Origin of the sequence: Clostridium sp. (assembly GCF_040797585.1) — a bacterium.
In the GTDB taxonomy this organism is placed as follows: Bacteria; Bacillota; Clostridia; order Clostridiales; family Clostridiaceae; genus Clostridium_Z.
Window position 1 is genome coordinate 1 of the sequence record NZ_JBFNEO010000032.1, and the last position, 18,228, is coordinate 18,228.

At 31.1% G+C, this 18,228-nt stretch carries 29 protein-coding genes; all 29 read left to right on the forward strand.

Annotated features, from left to right (window positions below):
* On the forward strand, positions 1-1,237 hold a 1,237-nt coding region (locus tag AB2369_RS03640), incomplete at its 5' end, for a polymorphic toxin type 50 domain-containing protein (protein WP_367665114.1).
* Complete coding sequence (locus AB2369_RS03645) at positions 1,234-1,434, forward strand: hypothetical protein (protein WP_367665115.1); 201 nt, start codon at positions 1,234-1,236, stop codon at positions 1,432-1,434. The genes AB2369_RS03640 and AB2369_RS03645, both read left to right, overlap by 4 nt.
* 60 nt (positions 1,435-1,494) lie before the next feature.
* Positions 1,495-1,677 (forward strand): hypothetical protein, encoded by a 183-nt coding sequence (locus AB2369_RS03650; protein ID WP_367665116.1) that lies wholly within the window; start codon positions 1,495-1,497, stop codon positions 1,675-1,677.
* Positions 1,678-1,698: 21 nt separating this feature from the next.
* Positions 1,699-2,304 carry a phage scaffolding protein gene (locus tag AB2369_RS03655; protein ID WP_367665117.1) on the forward strand — a complete coding sequence of 202 codons (606 nt, stop codon included), beginning with the start codon at positions 1,699-1,701 and terminating at the stop codon, positions 2,302-2,304.
* An 18-nt stretch (positions 2,305-2,322) separates the two neighbouring features.
* The gene (locus AB2369_RS03660; RefSeq protein ID WP_367665118.1) at positions 2,323-3,288 is read left to right on the forward strand and encodes a major capsid protein; all 966 of its coding nucleotides are present in this window, start codon (positions 2,323-2,325) and stop codon (positions 3,286-3,288) included.
* 14 nt (positions 3,289-3,302) lie between these two features.
* On the forward strand, positions 3,303-3,647 hold the full coding sequence (locus AB2369_RS03665; protein ID WP_367665119.1) for a phage head-tail connector protein: 345 nt from the start codon (positions 3,303-3,305) through the stop codon (positions 3,645-3,647).
* 1 nt (position 3,648) lies between these two features.
* Complete coding sequence (locus tag AB2369_RS03670; protein ID WP_367665120.1) at positions 3,649-4,044, forward strand: hypothetical protein; 396 nt, start codon at positions 3,649-3,651, stop codon at positions 4,042-4,044.
* Positions 4,044-4,478, forward strand: coding sequence for an HK97 gp10 family phage protein (locus AB2369_RS03675; RefSeq protein WP_367665121.1), 435 nt, complete (start codon positions 4,044-4,046; stop codon positions 4,476-4,478). Before AB2369_RS03670 ends, AB2369_RS03675 begins: the two co-directional genes overlap by 1 nt.
* A gap of 13 nt (positions 4,479-4,491) precedes the next feature.
* A complete protein-coding gene (locus tag AB2369_RS03680; protein ID WP_367665122.1) occupies positions 4,492-4,656 on the forward strand; it encodes a hypothetical protein in 165 nt (54 codons plus the stop codon).
* Between the two features lie 8 nt (positions 4,657-4,664).
* Complete coding sequence (locus AB2369_RS03685; RefSeq protein WP_367665141.1) at positions 4,665-5,105, forward strand: DUF6838 family protein; 441 nt, start codon at positions 4,665-4,667, stop codon at positions 5,103-5,105.
* Entirely contained in the window at positions 5,089-5,250 is a 162-nt protein-coding gene (locus AB2369_RS03690) for a hypothetical protein (protein ID WP_367665123.1), read from the forward strand. The genes AB2369_RS03685 and AB2369_RS03690 overlap by 17 nt, the downstream gene beginning before the upstream one ends.
* Positions 5,251-6,561: a phage tail sheath family protein gene (locus AB2369_RS03695; RefSeq protein WP_367665124.1), complete on the forward strand. Its 1,311-nt coding sequence runs from the start codon at positions 5,251-5,253 to the stop codon at positions 6,559-6,561.
* 3 nt (positions 6,562-6,564) lie between these two features.
* Positions 6,565-7,029: a phage tail tube protein gene (locus tag AB2369_RS03700; RefSeq protein WP_367665125.1), complete on the forward strand. Its 465-nt coding sequence runs from the start codon at positions 6,565-6,567 to the stop codon at positions 7,027-7,029.
* A gap of 16 nt (positions 7,030-7,045) precedes the next feature.
* A complete protein-coding gene (locus AB2369_RS03705) occupies positions 7,046-7,459 on the forward strand; it encodes a hypothetical protein (protein WP_367665126.1) in 414 nt (137 codons plus the stop codon).
* Positions 7,460-7,700: 241 nt separating this feature from the next.
* Positions 7,701-7,877 (forward strand): hypothetical protein, encoded by a 177-nt coding sequence (locus AB2369_RS03710; protein ID WP_367665127.1) that lies wholly within the window; start codon positions 7,701-7,703, stop codon positions 7,875-7,877.
* 14 nt (positions 7,878-7,891) lie between these two features.
* Positions 7,892-8,170 carry an SHOCT domain-containing protein gene (locus tag AB2369_RS03715; protein WP_367665128.1) on the forward strand — a complete coding sequence of 93 codons (279 nt, stop codon included), beginning with the start codon at positions 7,892-7,894 and terminating at the stop codon, positions 8,168-8,170.
* Positions 8,171-8,204: 34 nt separating this feature from the next.
* Positions 8,205-10,265: a hypothetical protein gene (locus tag AB2369_RS03720; RefSeq protein ID WP_367665129.1), complete on the forward strand. Its 2,061-nt coding sequence runs from the start codon at positions 8,205-8,207 to the stop codon at positions 10,263-10,265.
* Complete coding sequence (locus AB2369_RS03725) at positions 10,265-10,930, forward strand: LysM peptidoglycan-binding domain-containing protein (protein ID WP_367665130.1); 666 nt, start codon at positions 10,265-10,267, stop codon at positions 10,928-10,930. Before AB2369_RS03720 ends, AB2369_RS03725 begins: the two co-directional genes overlap by 1 nt.
* A gap of 12 nt (positions 10,931-10,942) precedes the next feature.
* Positions 10,943-11,917 carry a hypothetical protein gene (locus AB2369_RS03730; RefSeq protein ID WP_367665142.1) on the forward strand — a complete coding sequence of 325 codons (975 nt, stop codon included), beginning with the start codon at positions 10,943-10,945 and terminating at the stop codon, positions 11,915-11,917.
* A gap of 2 nt (positions 11,918-11,919) precedes the next feature.
* Entirely contained in the window at positions 11,920-12,252 is a 333-nt protein-coding gene (locus AB2369_RS03735) for a DUF2577 domain-containing protein (RefSeq protein ID WP_367665131.1), read from the forward strand.
* Between the two features lies 1 nt (position 12,253).
* On the forward strand, positions 12,254-12,667 hold the full coding sequence (locus AB2369_RS03740; protein WP_367665132.1) for a DUF2634 domain-containing protein: 414 nt from the start codon (positions 12,254-12,256) through the stop codon (positions 12,665-12,667).
* A 2-nt stretch (positions 12,668-12,669) separates the two neighbouring features.
* The gene (locus tag AB2369_RS03745) at positions 12,670-13,764 is read left to right on the forward strand and encodes a baseplate J/gp47 family protein (RefSeq protein ID WP_367665133.1); all 1,095 of its coding nucleotides are present in this window, start codon (positions 12,670-12,672) and stop codon (positions 13,762-13,764) included.
* Positions 13,745-14,371, forward strand: coding sequence for a putative phage tail protein (locus AB2369_RS03750; protein WP_367665134.1), 627 nt, complete (start codon positions 13,745-13,747; stop codon positions 14,369-14,371). The genes AB2369_RS03745 and AB2369_RS03750 overlap by 20 nt, the downstream gene beginning before the upstream one ends.
* Position 14,372: 1 nt before the next feature.
* Positions 14,373-16,451, forward strand: coding sequence for a phage tail protein (locus AB2369_RS03755; protein WP_367665135.1), 2,079 nt, complete (start codon positions 14,373-14,375; stop codon positions 16,449-16,451).
* Positions 16,452-16,462: 11 nt separating this feature from the next.
* Complete coding sequence (locus AB2369_RS03760) at positions 16,463-16,819, forward strand: hypothetical protein (RefSeq protein WP_367665136.1); 357 nt, start codon at positions 16,463-16,465, stop codon at positions 16,817-16,819.
* A gap of 40 nt (positions 16,820-16,859) precedes the next feature.
* Positions 16,860-17,099 (forward strand): hypothetical protein, encoded by a 240-nt coding sequence (locus AB2369_RS03765; RefSeq protein WP_367665137.1) that lies wholly within the window; start codon positions 16,860-16,862, stop codon positions 17,097-17,099.
* Positions 17,099-17,683: a hypothetical protein gene (locus AB2369_RS03770; RefSeq protein ID WP_367665138.1), complete on the forward strand. Its 585-nt coding sequence runs from the start codon at positions 17,099-17,101 to the stop codon at positions 17,681-17,683. Before AB2369_RS03765 ends, AB2369_RS03770 begins: the two co-directional genes overlap by 1 nt.
* Before the next feature lie 12 nt (positions 17,684-17,695).
* Positions 17,696-17,941, forward strand: a complete 246-nt coding sequence (locus AB2369_RS03775; protein ID WP_367665139.1) for a hypothetical protein — start codon at positions 17,696-17,698, stop codon at positions 17,939-17,941.
* A 56-nt stretch (positions 17,942-17,997) separates the two neighbouring features.
* Positions 17,998-18,153 carry a hypothetical protein gene (locus AB2369_RS03780; protein ID WP_367665140.1) on the forward strand — a complete coding sequence of 52 codons (156 nt, stop codon included), beginning with the start codon at positions 17,998-18,000 and terminating at the stop codon, positions 18,151-18,153.
* Positions 18,154-18,228 lie beyond the last annotated feature (75 nt).

Consider the following 18,228-nt stretch of genomic DNA (forward strand, 5'->3'; position numbering starts at 1 on the left):
GGTTAGAGTAACAAGGCTACAAGCCCTACAAACGCAGATAAGAAACTCACTAGAGAATTTATATGTTAAACAACAAGATGGAGCTACAAAACTTCTAGGAGGTATCTATAAAGATACCTATTATAGAAATATATATGAAGTTCATAAAGGATTAGGGATAGGGATTAATTTTGCTAAGTTAGATACTAATACAATTAATAAAGTAATTACAGAGCCATGGCATGGTGACAATTATAGTAGTAGGATATGGAAGAATAAAGAGAAATTAATAATGGAGCTGCAGACCAATCTTACACAGGCCTTCATTAGAGGAGACTCTATAGATAAGACTTCTAAGATAGTGACTGAGAGAATGGAAGTAGCTAAGAATAGAGCTAGGACATTAGTTAATACAGAAAGTGCAAATATAGTAAGTAAAGCTACTTTTAACAGTTATGATTCTAGTGGAGTTGTTAAGGAATATGAAATACTTGCTACATTAGATTTACACACTAGTAAGATATGTAGATCTATGGATGGTAAGATATTTAAGGTCAGTGAAAAAGAAATAGGAGTCAATGCCCCACCATTTCACCCTAATTGTAGAACTACTACAGTAGCTTACTTCCCAGATTCATTAGACGTAGAAAGAATTGCTAGAGATCATGAAGGGAATACCTATTATGTAGATGGAAGTATGAATTATGAGCAATGGTATAAAGAGAATGTTGCTAATAATCCAAAAGCATTAGCAGAAGAAAAGAAAGTTCAAAATAAATCTAGCGATAAACAGCAATTTGAGAAATATAAAGAAATTTTAGGAAAAGAAATACCTAAATCTTTTGCTGATTTTCAGGAGTTAAAGTATAATAATATTAATGAATGGGATAAGCTAGAATTAACTTATAAAGACCAAAATGTAAGAAATCATATTAAATCAGATGAACTATCTAAAGAAATATTGATTGGAAAACAAGGTAAGCATATTTTAGGCCACAACAACTATATTGAAGGTAGAAGTTATATGGGTATTACAACAGAAGAATTACAACAAATAGTTAATGAATATGCTGGAACTGGGAATATATTAAGAGACAATAAAGGAGACTGGAGTAATAAGGAACTTATAGAAGTTGATAAAACATTAGGTGTAACATTTGATATTGAAGGAAATGCTATGGAAACTAATAAGGCTATTATACATTATTCTAAAAAAGGAACTCATGTTGTTCCAACATTAAGAGAGGTGAGAAAATGATTAATATTAAGGATGGATATAAGAAAAATGTTAAAGTAACATGTATTAATGGTACTACAGTTAAAGGATTTTATAGTATTTACACTCAAGCACTAGACAATGATCCAGAGATTGCAAGTATAATTGTAGAAGATAACAATGGTTCACTAGTAGAAATATATGAGAATGAAATAAAAGAAATAGAGATATTTAATTAAGCACTTATTAAGTAGAAATAGTAGGTGCTTTTATTATGCCTGAAAGCGAGGTGAATTAGTTTGGAAGGAAATCAAGGAACGGTGAGAAGGCAAGTATCAGAATTTGCCATTACAGATCCTAATGTGAAAGATATAGTAATAAATGTTTTAAAAGACAATGGCTATGATATTGAACTAAAGCCAATAATTCAAGATCCACATTTCTACATTGGTGATGTATTTAAAGTGTTTAGAAAAGAGTAATATTAGGAAAGGAATGATAATATGCCAAAGTTAAGTGAAATATTAGGAGAAGCTTATTCTCAAATACCAGAGGATATTCAAAAGAAATATAAAGATGTGGACTTAGTAGACGGTTCACAACATGTTGCTAAGGATAAATTTGATACATTAAACGAGCAACTTAAAACAGCGAATACAACTATCAATGACCTAAAGAAAAATAACAAGGATAATGAGGAGCTTCAAGCCAAGGTAGGAGAGTATGAAACTAAAGTTAATGAATATGAAAAGCAAATACAAGATATGCAATTTAATTATGTATTAGAAGGAGCTTTAAAGAGTGCCAATGTAAGAAATACAAAGGCTGTTAAAGCTCTTTTAAATTTAGAAGATGTTAAGTTAGATGGTGAAAATATTATAGGAATTAAAGAGCAAATAGAAGCATTACAAAAAAGTGATAGCTATTTATTTGTAGAAGAGCAACAGACTAAGTTTTCAGGAGTAAATCCTGTGGATGGGAATAAAACACCACAAGGGTATAATCCTTGGAAAAAAGAAACTTTCAACTTAACAGATCAAGGGAAATTATTTAAAGAAAATCCAGAACATGCTAAACAGTTAATGGATCAAGCTGGAGTAAATATATAAAAGGAAAGGTGATAAGATATGGGAACAAAATTAACAGATATTATAGTACCAGAATTATTTAACCCTTATGTGGTTAATAGAACAATGGAGAAATCAGCATTAGTGCAGAGTGGAATTATAACTAATAACTCAGAGTTTGATGGTTTAGCTTCACAAGCAAGTCCACTTATTAATATGCCATTCTTTGAGGACTTAACAGGAGAATCAGAGCAAATAATTGAGGATGCAGATTTAGAAGCAGCTAAGATTACATCAAATAGTGATGTAGCAGCTATTATAAGAAGAGCTAAGATGTGGAGTGCAACAGATTTATCAGCAGCTCTTGCAGGTAAAGACCCTATGGCAGCTATAGGAGAATTAGTAAGTGGATTTTGGACTAGAGATATGCAGAAAGAGCTTATAGCAATTCTAAAAGGAATATTTTCAGCTCCAACACTAAAAGAGAATCTTTTAGATATATCAGCTATGACAGAAGGTGCGGCTAAGTGGTCAGCTAGTGCCTTTATAGATGCACAACAAATGTTAGGAGATGCTCAAGAACTATTAACAGGTGTTATGATGCATAGTGCCACTAAGTCAGAACTAAAGAAACAGAACCTAATTCAAACAATAAGACCATCAGATAGCTCAGAGTTTGAAGTTTATCAAGATAAAAGAGTAATAGTTGATGATGGATGTCCCGTAGATACTGGTGGGATTTATACAACTTACCTATTTGGTCAAGGAGCTTTAGCTTTAGGTAATGGTAATCCAGTGGGATTTGTACCAACTGAAACGGATAGAGATAAGAAGAAAGGCTCAGGAGTTGATTACTTAATTAATAGAAAGACAATGATATTACATCCAAGAGGGGTTAAGTTTACTAATACTAAAGTGGCAAAAACAGAAGGACCATCTAGATTAGAATTAACAGATAAAGCAAACTGGCAAAGAGTATATGAACCAAAACAAATAAGAATAGTAGCATTTAAACATAAATTATAAAAGAAGGTGAGTTTATGACTCAACTAGATAAATTAAAGAAACTTTTAGGCATATCTTTAGAAGATGATTCTAAGGATTTTTCACTTGAATTTGCATTGGAAAATGTAGATCAAATAATAAAAGGTTATTGTCATATAAAAGAAATACCAGAAGCATTAAATAATACTATTCTAAGAATGGCTATAGACATATACAGAAATGAGAACCTAGGGGAAGAAGAAAGTTCCTTAGGTTCTATTTCTTCTATAAGTGAAGGAGATACTACTGTAAGTTATAGAAGTGCTAATTCTGAATTTAAAGATAGCTTAGTAAAAGACTATAAAGCTAAACTTAATAAATATAGAAAGTTGGTATGGTAGTATGCTTAGAGGCATAGAGAAAGCTAGGAAACAAGCTAGGAAACAAGCTAGAAAAGCCATAGAGAGCTTTTATGATTGCACTTGTAATATAAAGGTTTATGAAAAATATAAAGATCCTTTAACTAAAGAAACTAAAATGGGAACTCTTATTAAATATGAGGATGTATCTTGTAGGGTATCTAAACAAAGCTTAAGTAAAAATAATCAGAGTGATACTATAAATCAAGTTTCTTATGAACTTAAACTTTTTATAGCTCCTGAGGTTGAGATTAAACAAGGGGATGAAATAGAAGTAACTAACAATGCCTTAAATATAACTACTAAATATAAAGCTGGAGAAGGATTCCCTTATAGTACACATCAAGAAGTAATCTTAAACAAGGAAGATAAAGCATAATGGGAAGACTAGGGAGCTTTGATTGCAGTGAGTTCAAGAAAATGGCCAGTAGTTTTCAAAAGGCTTTAGATGAAAGAGTAATTGAAAGATGGATAAAAGAATTTCTCTTAGAAATGGCATTTAGAGCTGAAAGAAAGATTAAGAAAAGGACTCCAGTAGGGGTTTATGAAGGTAAAACAGGTGGACATTTAAGGAGAAACTGGCAAGTAGGTAACGTAGAGAAACATGGTAATGCTTATGTAATAGAGATATTTAATAACGTGGAGTATGCTTCTTATGTAGAGTATGGACATAGGACTAGGAATCATAAGTCTTGGGTAGAAGGAAGGTTTATGGCCACAATATCTATGCAAGAAATAGAAAGAGAGTTACCTAAGTTCTTAGAAAGAAAGCAAGTAGAATTATTAAATCAAATATTGAATGGAAGGTTATAAGGGAAGTGGTAATGTGAAGATAGCTTTAACTATTAGTTTATTATTTTATATGATTATTGTAAATTATTATTCTCTTGATAAATTTAAGCAAGGAAAGAAATTAGATGCAATATATGATTTGTTACTATTTATTGCAACTGCATTATTTATAATAGCAACCCAAGTGTTATTGAAGTAGGTGATAGTATAGTAAATATAAATGATCTAAGAATAGGAATTAACCAGGCTTTAGATAAAGCACTTTCTAACATAAATATATATGGTGAAGAAATTAAACAGGGCTTTGAGGAGCCTTGTTTTTTTATTAAGGTTTTAAGTTCAGCACATGACAAAGAATTAAATACTAGATATAAGAAAAATGTGTCTTTTAACATCCATTACTTTAGTGATAAAGAAGATATAAATATGGACTGTCTAGATATGGCTGATAAGTTATATGAGGTGCTTGAATATGTATCTATAGGTAATAGCCTATATAGGTCTAATAGTATGACGCATGAGGTTATAGATGGAGTTCTACACTTCTTCTTGCAGTTTAACTATAAAGTTGTTAAGGAAGTTGAAAAGGCTTCAAAAATGAATAGATTGAAACAGGAGGTAGGTTTAAAGAATGGACAAAGAAATTAAGTTTAGTAAAGAACAAATACTATCTTCAAAGAAGTTTACAGTTATAGAAAAAGATATACTTAAGGCTTTACTAGAAGAAAAAAGTTATAGCTTAAAAGAAGTTGAGAAAGTATTAGAAACTTTTAATGAGAAAGAGGTGGAATAGATGGCAGGAGGAACTTGGACTAAAGAAAATAAGATTAGACCAGGAGCATATATAAACTTTAAATCTAAAAAAGATGCATTGACTCCAATAGGGGAAAGAGGTATTGCTACAATGCCCTTAGTGTTACCTTGGGGGACGGAAAAGCAAATAATTACTATACATGCGGATGATGATCTATCTAAGACCCTAGGAATAAATATAGCTGATGAAAGTGTATTGCTTATTAAAGAAGTATTTAAGAAGGCTAAAACACTTTTATTATATAGGCTTAATGAAGGCACTAAGGCTACCGCTACATTAGATGGGTTAACTGTTAATGCAAAATATAGTGGAACTAAGGGAAACAATATCACTTTAGTAATTCAAAATAACATAGATGATGCATCACAGTTTGAGGTTATAACTATGTTTGAAGGCAATAAAGTTGATAAACAACTCATTAAAATCATAGAGGAACTAAAGAACAATGATTATGTTGAGTTTAAAGGAACTGGAGAATTAAAAGCTACTTCAGGACTGCCACTTAAAGGTGGAGCTGATGGAACTGTTACTAATCAAAATTATAGTGATTACTTAGCAGCTATTGAAGCCTACGAGTTCCATACTATGGGTATACCAACTAAGGATGCTAGTATAAAGGCATTTGCAACAACATTTATTAAAAGATTAAAAGAAGAAGGAAGGCAAGTACAATTAGTACTAGAAAACTATCCTGAAGCAGACAGTGAGAATGTTATAAGTGTTAAAAACGGAGTTGTTCTTAATGATGGAAGTGAAATAACTTCTGATAAGTCAGTTGCATTTGTAACTGGGGCCACTGCAGGTGCAAATGTAAATCAATCTAACACATACCTTCAATACGACGGAGCTATTGATGTAGATACCAAATACACAAATAGAGAGATAGAAGAAGCTTTAAGGAATGGAGAAATAGTATTTACCACTAATAATGGGAAAGTTGTTATAGAGCAGGATATAAACACATTAAAGACTTTTACAGAGGACAAGGGAAAAGATTATAGAAAAAATAGGGTAATAAGAACTTTATTCGAGGTAAACAATGGCACTAAGTTTCTGTGGGATGAAACCTATATTGGAAAAGGTGACAATGATACTGATGGTAGAAACCTGTTTAAGAAGGATGTAATTAAGTTTTTAGAGCAGCTACAAGGTATAAATGCACTTGAAAATGTCGTGCCAGAGGACGTTAAGGTTGAAAAAGGACAAGACAAGGATAGCGTGATAGCAAGGGTTGGAGTGCAACCAATAGACTCTATGGAAAAACTTTATATGGATTTGGAGGTGCGATAGAATATGGGATTCTTAAAAGCTAAAGATACCATTAGTGGGCAAGAGGCAAGGGCTTATATAACTATAGAAGGTCGTAATGAAGAATTATTTTATGCTAAAAAACTGGAATCTAAGGTTGAAAAGCAAAAGACAGAAATAAAAACTTTAGGTAAAAGAGGAACACAAAATAAGGCAGCAGGATGGAAAGGCACAGGCACACTTACTGTTTACTATGCCACATCTTTATTTAGAGAGCTTATGCTTGAGTATATGAAAGAAGGTAAAGATGTTTACTTTGATATTACTGTAACTAACGAGGACCCAACAAGTAGCATAGGTAGACAAACAGTTGTTTTAAAAGATTGTAACTTGGATGAAGTAAGTATGGCAGCCTTTGACATAGACACAGAAGTTCTAGAAGAAGATATGGCATTTACTTTTGAGGATGTAGATCTATTAGATAAATTTAATAAACCAGTATTAGGATAGAGGAGGAGTATAGAATATGAACAGTTTTAAAGATTTCTTAATGGATAGTTTTGAGGAAGTAGAGGAAATAGAAAGAGAAATAACCATGGGGGGGAAAAAAAGAAAGATGAAGTTTAAACCCATATCTTCCACTTTAGGAGATGAAATAAGAAAGAAGTGTAGGAAAGTTAAGTTTGTTAAAGGACAAAAGATAATGGAGACAGATGAAGAGAAATATTTATCTAACCTTATAATAGAAACTACTACTTACCCTGATTTTAAAAATGCAGAGCTACAAGGTGCATGGGGAGTAATAGGGGCAGAAGATTTAATTAAAGCTATGAAAAGTAAAATGAGTGATGGTGAATATTCACAATGGTCAAGTGTTGTTAGTGAAGTAAATGGATATGACAAAGGTATTCAGGAGCTTATGGAAGAAGCAAAAAACTAATAAAGGAGGGTGATAGTGAAGCTAACTATGCACACTATGCCCTCCATAGATTAAAGATTCTTCCAAGTGTATTAGCTAACATGTCTAGACAGGAGAAAGCTTTTATATATGGCAGTATAGATATACATGTAGAAAGTGAAAAGAAATCTTTATCTAAGGTAAAAAGAAGGAAGTAGTTGAAATGATTACCTGTTTTAGAGTAGTATAGTATTTGTAATACTATACTATGGAGGTTAAGTAAATGGGGGCAAAAAATAAAGTTATTGATGGAGATTATAAAGGCAAGAGTGTAATAGTAACTGCTTTAGGAATTACAATTGTAACTGGATTATTTAAAAAAGTAATGATAGATGAAAATACAATTGAAGATTATGAGATATTTGATAGTGAAAAGAAGACCAGGGAAGTTTATTTTTAGGTCCATTAGGATTATTGGCAGCTGCATCAGCTAAAAAGAAGGGTGTGTATGTAATTGCTATAGAGTTTAGAGATGGTAAGAGAAGTTTACTTGAAGTAGATGAGAAAATATATAGAAAGATGTTATTATTAAATTTTAGAAATAATAATGAAGCTAATGAAGAAGGGTTAAGTTCTTATAATCAAGAGAATATACTAGAACAAATTAAAAAGTTATCAGAATTAAAAGATTCAGGAATATTAACAGAAGAAGAATTTAATAATAAAAAATCTGAGCTATTAACAAGAATTTAACATAAAACACTTACTAAATGTAGGTGTTTTTATTTTGCCTAAAAATGAGGTGGTAATCATAGCAACAGTATCAGCAAGTTTAAAAATGTTTGACCAAATGACAAGACCACTACAACAAGTTACACAAGCATTACATTCAACAGTATCGGCTATGGATAAACTGAGTAATTCAGCAAATAAAGACATTAAAATCACCAATACATTAAATTCAACTAATGCAGCAATACAGAAAACTAATACTGGATTATCACAATTAGCTAGTTCCCAAAACAAAGCTACTAAAACACAGAATGATTTAAATAATTCTTTTAATAAAGGTTCCCAATCGGCTGGTGGTTTAACAGGGAAAGTTAAAGGGCTTGTTGGTACTTACTTAGGATTTCAAGCTGTTAGAGAAGGAATAACTGCTACAATAGGCGGGGCCATGGGATTACAGCAACAATTATTTACTTTACAAGGTATTATGGGTAATAAAGATGTAGGAACAGCTTACTTTGATAATTTGCAAAAGAAAGCAAATGAATCTGTTTTTGCATTTGAAGATTTCGCATCCAACGCTAGGAAGTTTATGCAATTTACTAAAAACACTGATAGCTTGGATAAACTAGCTAATCTCTCAGAAAGATTGACTCTTATGGATCCAACACAAGGGTTAGAAGGAGCTGGATTTGCTCTTAAAGAAGCTATGTCAGGAGACTTTGTATCTCTAAAGGAGAGATTTGGTTTTGGTAAAGCAGATGCAGAGATACTAAAAGCCTCAAAATCTATGGATGAATTTATAAGTAAGTTTGATACATTGCTAAATAAAAAGGGATTTACAGAGTCAATGTTGGAACAATATAATCAATCAGCAGCGGCGCAGTTTGATAATTTAAAATCGAACTTTAAGACAGCATTAGCAGAAGCTGGCAATGGAGCTTTGGAGATATTAGCTCCAGTATTTACAAAGCTAAATGAGGCATTTTCTAATGGAGGTTTTCAAGAGTTTTTTAATTCCATAGGTACTGGATTAAGTATTATAACAATAATAGCATTAGGATTTATAAATGTTATTAGCGGGATAGGAGTTGTGGTTCAAAATAACTGGGGAATAATACAACCTATATTAATTGCCATAATAATTTATTTAGCATATATATTGATACCTATATTATGGAATGCAATAACAACAGTAGCTGCAATGGCTATAGCATGGATGATGGTTAACTGGCCCATAATGTTAGTAATAGGTGCAATAGCAATATTCATATATATACTAAATAGTTGCGGAGTAACTGCTGAACAAATAGCTGGATTTATAGGCGGAGTTTTTGGAGTCCTATTTGCTTTTTTAGGGAATTTATTTGTAACTGGATTTAATTTGGTTATTGATATTATAGCTTTGATTTATAATAAGTTTGCTATCTTTGCAGAATTTCTAGCTAACGTATTTGTTGATCCTATAGGAGCAATAGTGAGATTGTTTGCAGGTATGGCTGATAGTGTCCTTGGAATTCTTGAAAGCATAGCTTCAGCTATAGATACTATTTTTGGTTCTAACCTAGCTGATGCAGTAAATGGATGGAGAGACGGACTTCAAGGGGCAGTGGACGATTTAGTTGGTGAATCTAAGATAAAGGTTGAGCGAATGGATTCTAGCTCTCTTCATATGGATAGGTTGAATTATGGTAATGAATTTAAATATGGATATAAAAAAGGCAGTGGTGCTATAACTGGAATAAAGGATATGTTTAAGGTTCCAGACATAGGTAAAAGTTTACCTAACCCAGACTTAGGAGCTTGGAATAAAACTAAAGGTCCAGGAGAGCTATCCATGGGTGGAGGTAAGTCAGGTGGTAAAGGAAAGGGACTAAATGATGCCAACAAGCATCTTAAAAATATAGATGATAAAATAGATGTTTCCAATGAGCATTTAGAAATGATGAGGGATTTAGCAGAAGCAGAGAGTATACAGAACTTCGTTACATTAACACCTACTGTACAAGTAACCACTGGAGATATTAAAGAGGAAGCAGATATTAATAAAATAATATCTAAGATAGAAAGTTATATGGAAACAGAGTTAGTTAATAGTGCAGAGGGGGTATATGCTTAATGTATAAGATGTACTTAGGTATTAGTAGCGGTGAGGAAGGGTTTACTATTCCTGTACTCCCTGAAAAGATAGAAATAGATGAAAATGGAGATAATAAAACCTTTGAAGTTATTAACTTAGGAGAGATTAACACTATAAACTTACCTAAATTAACAGAAATATCATTTGAAAGCTTTTTCCCTAAAAATAGGGGACCATATGTAAGCTCGGAGCAATTATTTGAACCGAGCTTTTATATTTCTAAGATTAAGGAATGGAGAGAGAAAAGGCAAAAGATAAGATTTATATTTACTGGTGGAAGTGCCCTAGAGGTTAATGATCTATTCACTATAGAAAACTTTAAACTTAGTGAAAATGGTGGAGAGGTTGGAGATATCTATTATTCTATAGAGTTTAAAAAATACAGGACATATGCATCTAAGAAGGTAGTAATAGTTAATAATACAAGCGCTAATAAAGTAGCAGCACAAAGTAGTCCTCCACAAAGGCCAGTAGAGAATAAACAAACTAATACACATACTGTAGTTAGTGGAGATACCCTTTTCTATATAGCTAAAAGGTATTTAGGCAATGGTAACAGATGGAGAGAAATCTTTAATTTAAATAAAGATAAAATAAGTGTTCCTGAAAAGATTTATCCAGGACAAGTTCTTAAGCTTCCATAGGTGGTGGTTAATATAAATATAGAATTATTACTAGATAATAAGAATGGTGATGTTTGGAACATATCTGAGCTAATTACAGATGTTACATGGAAAACTAAAAGAAGCGGGAAGCCATCTAGTTTGGATTTTGAAATATTAAAGGATAAACAAATCTCTATAAGTAATGGTGATGTAGTTAGCTTTAAAGTCAATAACAGCAATGTTTTCTATGGATATGTATTTGACAATGGTGGATCCAAAAACCCAACTGTAAAAGTAACAGCCTATGACCAAATAAGACACCTTTTATATAATGACACTTATGTATTTACTAATAAAAAAGCTAGTCAAATAATAAGTCAAATAGCTAATGATGTAGGGTTAAGAGTAGGAACTGTAGAAGATACAGGCTATGTTATACCAAGTTTATTGGAAGATGATAAAAAGCTTTTAGATATAATCTATAGTGCTTTAGAGAAGACTCTCATGTCTACAAAGCAGACATATACCTTATATGATGATTATGGATCACTTTGCCTAAGGAATATAAATAACTTAAAGCAAGAGATAGTAATTTCTGATGATAATAACTTAGGTGATTATGATTGGAAAAATAGCATAGATAGTGAAACTTATAATAGAGTTAAGATTGTAAGAGATAATAAAGAAACCAAAGGAAGAGATGTGTATATTGCACAAGATAGTAAGAATATTGCTAAGTGGGGAAGACTTCAATACTTTAAAAAAGTAGATGAGAAGATGAATAAGGCACAAATACAGGAACTTGTTGATAGTACTTTAAAACTTAGAAATAAAGAAAGTAAGACATTAAAATTAAAAGATGTTATTAGTACAGATATTAAAGAAGATTTAAAGTTAAGAGCTGGTGCAGGTGTATATGTAGAGATAAAAGAAAAGGATATAAACCAGTATTATTTAATAGAAGATGCTACTCATAAGTTTTCTAATGGGAATCTTGTTATGGACTTTGATTTAAAGGTGGTGTAGATATGGGAATGATAGATATTATAAAGAGGGCTGGAATTGATGCAGTTGGAGCAACCAATCCATTAAATATATTATTCGGTGAAGTATTAGATATAGATAACCTTAAAATAAAATTAGATCAAAAACTTATATTACCTAGAGATTTTTTTATTGTTCCTGAAAGCCTTACTAGGTATGAGGTAGACTTAGAGCATAATCATAGTGTTCCGGAAGGGATAAGTTCTAATTCTTTAGGAAAATTAGTTATTAGAGAGGGTTTAAAGCAAGGTGATAAAGTATTACTTTTAAGGATCCAAGGTGGACAGCAATATGTAATACTAGACAAGGTGGTGTAATATGAGTGAAGTTAATATATTACCACAAGGGGCCGTAATAAATAGTGACTTAGAGATAAATAAAGAGTTAACACAGCCTACTAAAACTTATAGAATAAAAGATGGTAGAGTCTTAGGGTTTACAGATGGTATAGAAGCTCTTAAACAATCCATAGAACTTATATTATCTATAGAAAGATATGAGTACCTTATTTATAGTTGGAATTATGGAAGTGAGCTTAAGGGAGTTATAGGCAAGGATAAAGATATAGCAGAAAGTGAATTTAGGAGAAGAATAAAAGAAGCTTTACTTCAAGATGATAGAATTAAAAACATAGATAATCTTATATTTGAGTATGGCAAAGATAGTGTTTTAGCAAGATTCACTGTCTTTTCTATTTATGGAGACTTTCAAGAGGAGAGGAGGCTAAGGTAATAATGTTTGAAGTAAATACAGAGGAAACCATATTAAAAAGAATGATGGATAAGATTCCTAATGATCTAGATAAAAGAGAAGGTTCTATTATTTATAATGCTTTAGCTCCTGCAGCAATGGAAGTAGCAAGAATGTATTCAGATATGGATAGGTTCTTAGAATATACCTTTGCAAGTCCCAATATGCCTGAGGAGTTTTTAGATTTAAGAGTTGCAGAGGAAGGTCTTAAAAGAGAACAGCCTACACCTTCCATAAAGAAAGGATATTTTTATAGTCAAGATAATACTTTAATGGACATTCCTTTAAACAGTAGATTCTCCATAGAAGATTTTAATTTTATAGCTATAGAGAAAATATCTGATGGTATATATAAAATGAAATGTGAATCTACAGGAATGGAAGGAAATTATATAACAGGACCATTAATACCAATAGAATATATAGAAGGATTATCTATTGCAACATTAGGAGAGTTGTTAATACCAGGAGAAGATGTTGAGACTAATGAAAGTTTATTTAGTAGATATATAGATCATCTAAATGAAAAGCCTTTTGGTGGGAATATAGCAGATTATAAAATTAATACTAGGTCCATAGATGGGGTTGGAACAGTAAAAGTATTTCCTATATGGAATGGTGGCGGAACAGTAAAGATAGTATTTTTAGATAGCTCTTTTGAAGTACCAACAACAGATTTGATTAATAAAGTACAAACTATATTAGATCCAGTACAAAACCAAGGTAAAGGACTAGGCATTGCTCCAGTAGGTCATGTTGTTACTGTAAAAGGTGCTAAAGATATAGAGATAACTATAGAGACTAAACTTTTACTAAAGCGAGGATTAACTATAGGACAAGTGCAAGAAGATATAAATAAGACTATAAATGAATATTTAAAGCAACTTAGAAAGCAATGGCATGAAGAAGATAATACAATAGTTAGAATAAGCCAGATTGAAGCTAGAATATTAAATATTGATGGTGTCGCAGACTTATTTAATACCAAGATAAATGGTAAAGAAGAAAACCTAAGCTTAGGAGCGGAAGAAGTTCCAATATTGAAAGAGGTGGAGTTAAGTGAGAAAGAAATTAATTGATTTCCTACCACCTGATATAGCTAATATAAAAGATTTTAAAGAGATCACTTATGCAGAAGATATAGAAATAGAAAATCTTGAAAAAGGTAAGATGAAAATCTTATATGAGAACTTTATAGATACTGCCACAGAATATGGAATAAAGCATTTAGAAGGCTTATATAAGATAAAAGCAGATAGTTCTAAGGAAGATTTAGGTATGAGAAGGCTAAGGCTTAAGAATAGAAAGATGGATAAAATGCCTATAACTCAGAGGTCCTTAGAGCAAAAATTAAAAACTTTATTTGGTGAAGGTAATTATAAGGTAAAAGTAATAAATGATAAATATACATTCGAGGTGGAGGTAAATACCTTTGATTGGAATATGTTCTATGAAATAATAGATAATTTTAGATACATTATTCCATGTAATATGATATTGAATTCTACACTAGTACAAAAGATAAACTTCCCAATTTATTATGCTTCGGCTCTTACAGCAGGGGAAGAGGTAACAGTATATCCATGGAGTCCTAAGAACATAGAAAGTAAAGGTAAGGTAAATATAGCTATGGGAAATAATACAGGAGTGGAGAACATAACTATTTATCCTAGAAAGGAGGCTTAATATGACAGAACAATTTTATACAATACTAACTAAGATAGGTAAGGCTAAGATAGCTAATAGCAATGCTTTAGGCACTAAATTAAATTTAACTAAGTTTCAGGTAGGAGATAGTAAGGATTCTTATTACAATCCTACAGAAGATCAAGTGGAACTTAAGAATAAAGTATGGGAAGGGCCTATAAGTAATATAACAATAGATACAGAGAATCCTAATTGGATAGTTATAGAGGTTGTAATACCTAGCTCAGTAGGCGGCTTCATGATTAGGGAAGCTGGGGTTACAGATGATGAAGGAAATTTAATAGCTATAGGTAAATATCCGGAAACATACAAACCAATTATATCCGAGGGAAGTGCCAAGGATTTAATAATAAGAATGATATTAGAGGTAAGTAATACTTCCAGTGTAACTCTTAAAGTAGATCCTACTGTAATATTAGCTACACAGAAAGATTTAATAACATTAGAAGAAAAGATAAAAAGAGAGACTGGGAAATTAAAAGTTTTAGAAAACACCATAAATTTAGAAGAAGATTCTAATAAAGTAAGCATACTAGATGGAGAAATTACTGCTTTTAATAAGATTATAGATGCTATACAGGTATTTAAGAATAGTGTGTTTTTAACAAAGAATCAAGACTATAAAATAGCTGATGATGGGATAAGCATAGTAAACATGAATGGTGTTTGGAAGAAGGGAACTACATTTACTATCTTAGTATCTAAGAATGTTGTATCTCCAATACATTTTAATGATGGTCAATTAATTTATGATGAGAGTATAACTTTAAATAAATTATCCAAGGATATGCAGAATGATTTAGGTAGAATAGAAGAATTAGATAAAAAGATAGATAATATAAAGGTACCAGTTGAGAGTGTAAATAATAAAACTGGAAAAGTAGTTTTAAGTGCATCAGATGTGGGGGCAGCTCCTAGTAATCACACCCATGCTGAGATAGGCACATTAAGTAGCCTAAAAACTTCTAATAAAAGCAACCTTGTTAATGCAGTAAATGAGGTTTTTACGTCTGGCGTTGACGCTAAAAATAAAGTAGTTACAGCTTTAACGTCAAAGGATATTGAGGTAACTACAAATAATACATGGGACGAAATAAGTAATATATTAAATAAATCTTATATTTATGAATCACTTATAGATTTTAATCCAAAGACAATAAAATATGAAAATGTAATTGATAGTAAAGGGAAGTCAATAGAATATTTTATTGAAAAAGATGTAGCTTTATTAAGAGATTCTAAGGTATTAGATTTAAAGAATAATAAAATATATAAATCGAGTGCAGTAGATGTATCTAATAATACTTTTTTTGATTTCTATCAAGACTCTAATCAAGCAGTACATGTGTATAAATACGATCTCTATGGGAATAAAATAGAAGAAATAACAATCCCTGATCCCCAGATAACAGGGTATGTTAAAAAAGTATTTTCAAATGATGTGTATATTTATATATATTCACTAGAAGGTTCTCCAAGTTATGGATCTAATTTAAGTAAATATGATAAAAATACTAAAAAGAAGATTGCAAGTAAGGGGATATCTGGTAGTGATTATCCGAATGAAGATCATTTTTTATTTACATTAAAAGATAATAATCTCTATACACATGGACTTTACAAAATTAGAAGATATGACCTAAATTCATTGAACGCTATATTTGAAATAGATGACGAGGCTGCGTTTGATTTAAATATGAAAACAGGAGACATGTATTTTAGTAATAAGTATGGGAGTTCCACTAATGAGGGTTATGCAATTAATTTTAAAAATATATATACAAATGAGACAAAAATGGTTATAGCTACGGGAGAATTGGTTAGAGATATGGACAATGGTAAATATATAAAATTTTATGGGTTTGTAAAGGGGGTATTTATTTATTGTTGGTATAACTATATATATAAAAAGACAGAACTTGAAAATAGTTTATTAGCACTTCTTCCAGAGTTTAAGATAGATGGATATAAATATAATATATCTAAAATAAGTAACAACGGATATGATAATTATGTTTATTTTACATTAGGAAATAATATATATAGAACTTTTTTATAGGAGGTTAGAATATGATTTTTTTAGGAAATTTAGAGAAGATAGAAGAAGGTAAATATAGACCTGGTACAGTCCATTATATGCCATTTGATGATGCACATGGTTTGAATAAAACGGAGGATGAGTTAAAGAAAGAAGGAATATTAGTAGAAATTCTACCTTATCAAGAAAAACGAGAAGGATTTATATCGGTATTATACTGTAATCCAGAAGATAATACCGTTTGGTATGAATATATAGAAGGTAAAAGAGAGGAGTCAACTTATAAAGAAGAGATTGTGACTTTAAAAGATAGAATTGTAGCACTTGAAAAATCTAATGCTGAACTTATGAACTTAATAGCAATGCAAGGAGTAACACCTATTCCATAAGGAAGGGTGATTTTTTATTTTATAAAAAGAAGGTGATTTAATGGATGGAAAAATAACAAGACAAGAGCTTTCTAAAGAGTTAAATACAGAGATAGATAACTTAACCGAAAAAAGTAAAGAGTTGAATGCAGAGATAGATAATTTAGATGAAAAGATAAATGATGAGGTGCTTAAATTATCATCAAATAAAGCAGATAAAGTAATAAAAGATGATACTATCAATAAAAAATATACCTTAGGAATTAAAAATGGCTTACTTTATTATAGGGAGGTACAGTAATGGCAGGAGAAGTATTTATAGCTGATAAAGCTACTTTGGATAGGGTTAACCAAACAGTAACTGATGTAAATAGGAAAATTGATACTATAGAGTCGCATATGTATACAAATCCTATAAAAACTATTTATATGAATACTTATAGTAAACAATATTACGGATTTAAAGATTATCTTAATATAACTGGTTCAGGCTATTTAATTGATGCATATATATCAAATAAAAACAATAGTTCCAGTTACGAAGGTTACGGGAGTATTAGAATAACCATAGATGGGGTAGTTATTTTAGAAGTACTAGATGTCAAATTACACAATTATTATGCTGGTATAGGAATAATTAATACATTATGTAGATACCATGACGGAGATATGAGTTACGTTCCAGGTCACACATCCCCCCTACTTTTTATAGGAGGCAACTCAATTGAGTTACCGTACTTAGAAAAAATTGATATATTGACTGAAAGTCGTTATTATTATATGCACAATAAAGGAATAAAGTTCAATAAAAGTTGTAAAGTTGAAATAAGATTAGGTTATGAAAATATATGGCTCAGTTCAGGAATAACTTATACATTAGAATAGGAGGATTTGATTATGAATATAGTTAAAGAAGAATTAATAGAAGAAGATGACATTCAGTTTATTATAGTAACTTATGATAATGGAACAGTTGTAAAATACTTAGCTAGTAACGGAAGTATAGAAGAAAAACCAATAGTTATGCCACCAAGTCCGTTAGAAATTTTAAAAGATGAAAATAAAAAGCTTAAGGAAGAGTTAGAAAAACAGAATAAAGCTATAGCAGAGCTAACAATGCTAATGTCAACACCAACTGTTTAGAAGGTGTTATTTTTATGCTTAAAATTATTAATAAAATAAAAAGGAGATTGATAAGTATGTTTACATTTAACAAAGAAAGTGGATGCGTAAAGGTATGGGTTACATTAATAATGGGAGGTACTTATACAGTGGACCAGGTACCTAATTTATTAAATCTTAAGGAATGTGTACTAGAAGTACTTAAAGAAGTTGGAGCTATAAAAGAACAATAATTAAGAATCTAGGCAATAGAAAGGCTTAGGTTCTTTTTAGTGCCTTAAAACCTAAGAAGAGGAGTGAGATACAAG

What these genes read in the sequence shown, in the direction of transcription:
- AB2369_RS03725 (WP_367665130.1), top strand. Translation starts at nt 10,265, where the DNA reads ATGTATAAGATGTACTTAGGTATTAGTAGCGGTGAGGAAGGGTTTACT.
- AB2369_RS03665 (WP_367665119.1), top strand. Translation starts at nt 3,303, where the DNA reads ATGACTCAACTAGATAAATTAAAGAAACTTTTAGGCATATCTTTAGAA.
- AB2369_RS03775 (WP_367665139.1), top strand. Translation starts at nt 17,696, where the DNA reads ATGAATATAGTTAAAGAAGAATTAATAGAAGAAGATGACATTCAGTTT.
- AB2369_RS03690 (WP_367665123.1), top strand. Translation starts at nt 5,089, where the DNA reads ATGGACAAAGAAATTAAGTTTAGTAAAGAACAAATACTATCTTCAAAG.
- AB2369_RS03695 (WP_367665124.1), top strand. Translation starts at nt 5,251, where the DNA reads ATGGCAGGAGGAACTTGGACTAAAGAAAATAAGATTAGACCAGGAGCA.
- AB2369_RS03770 (WP_367665138.1), top strand. Translation starts at nt 17,099, where the DNA reads ATGGCAGGAGAAGTATTTATAGCTGATAAAGCTACTTTGGATAGGGTT.
- AB2369_RS03780 (WP_367665140.1), top strand. Translation starts at nt 17,998, where the DNA reads ATGTTTACATTTAACAAAGAAAGTGGATGCGTAAAGGTATGGGTTACA.
- AB2369_RS03760 (WP_367665136.1), top strand. Translation starts at nt 16,463, where the DNA reads ATGATTTTTTTAGGAAATTTAGAGAAGATAGAAGAAGGTAAATATAGA.
- AB2369_RS03710 (WP_367665127.1), top strand. Translation starts at nt 7,701, where the DNA reads ATGGGGGCAAAAAATAAAGTTATTGATGGAGATTATAAAGGCAAGAGT.
- AB2369_RS03735 (WP_367665131.1), top strand. Translation starts at nt 11,920, where the DNA reads ATGGGAATGATAGATATTATAAAGAGGGCTGGAATTGATGCAGTTGGA.
- AB2369_RS03740 (WP_367665132.1), top strand. Translation starts at nt 12,254, where the DNA reads ATGAGTGAAGTTAATATATTACCACAAGGGGCCGTAATAAATAGTGAC.
- AB2369_RS03660 (WP_367665118.1), top strand. Translation starts at nt 2,323, where the DNA reads ATGGGAACAAAATTAACAGATATTATAGTACCAGAATTATTTAACCCT.
- AB2369_RS03700 (WP_367665125.1), top strand. Translation starts at nt 6,565, where the DNA reads ATGGGATTCTTAAAAGCTAAAGATACCATTAGTGGGCAAGAGGCAAGG.
- AB2369_RS03765 (WP_367665137.1), top strand. Translation starts at nt 16,860, where the DNA reads ATGGATGGAAAAATAACAAGACAAGAGCTTTCTAAAGAGTTAAATACA.
- AB2369_RS03670 (WP_367665120.1), top strand. Translation starts at nt 3,649, where the DNA reads ATGCTTAGAGGCATAGAGAAAGCTAGGAAACAAGCTAGGAAACAAGCT.
- AB2369_RS03655 (WP_367665117.1), top strand. Translation starts at nt 1,699, where the DNA reads ATGCCAAAGTTAAGTGAAATATTAGGAGAAGCTTATTCTCAAATACCA.
- AB2369_RS03705 (WP_367665126.1), top strand. Translation starts at nt 7,046, where the DNA reads ATGAACAGTTTTAAAGATTTCTTAATGGATAGTTTTGAGGAAGTAGAG.
- AB2369_RS03745 (WP_367665133.1), top strand. Translation starts at nt 12,670, where the DNA reads ATGTTTGAAGTAAATACAGAGGAAACCATATTAAAAAGAATGATGGAT.
- AB2369_RS03755 (WP_367665135.1), top strand. Translation starts at nt 14,373, where the DNA reads ATGACAGAACAATTTTATACAATACTAACTAAGATAGGTAAGGCTAAG.
- AB2369_RS03675 (WP_367665121.1), top strand. Translation starts at nt 4,044, where the DNA reads ATGGGAAGACTAGGGAGCTTTGATTGCAGTGAGTTCAAGAAAATGGCC.
- AB2369_RS03645 (WP_367665115.1), top strand. Translation starts at nt 1,234, where the DNA reads ATGATTAATATTAAGGATGGATATAAGAAAAATGTTAAAGTAACATGT.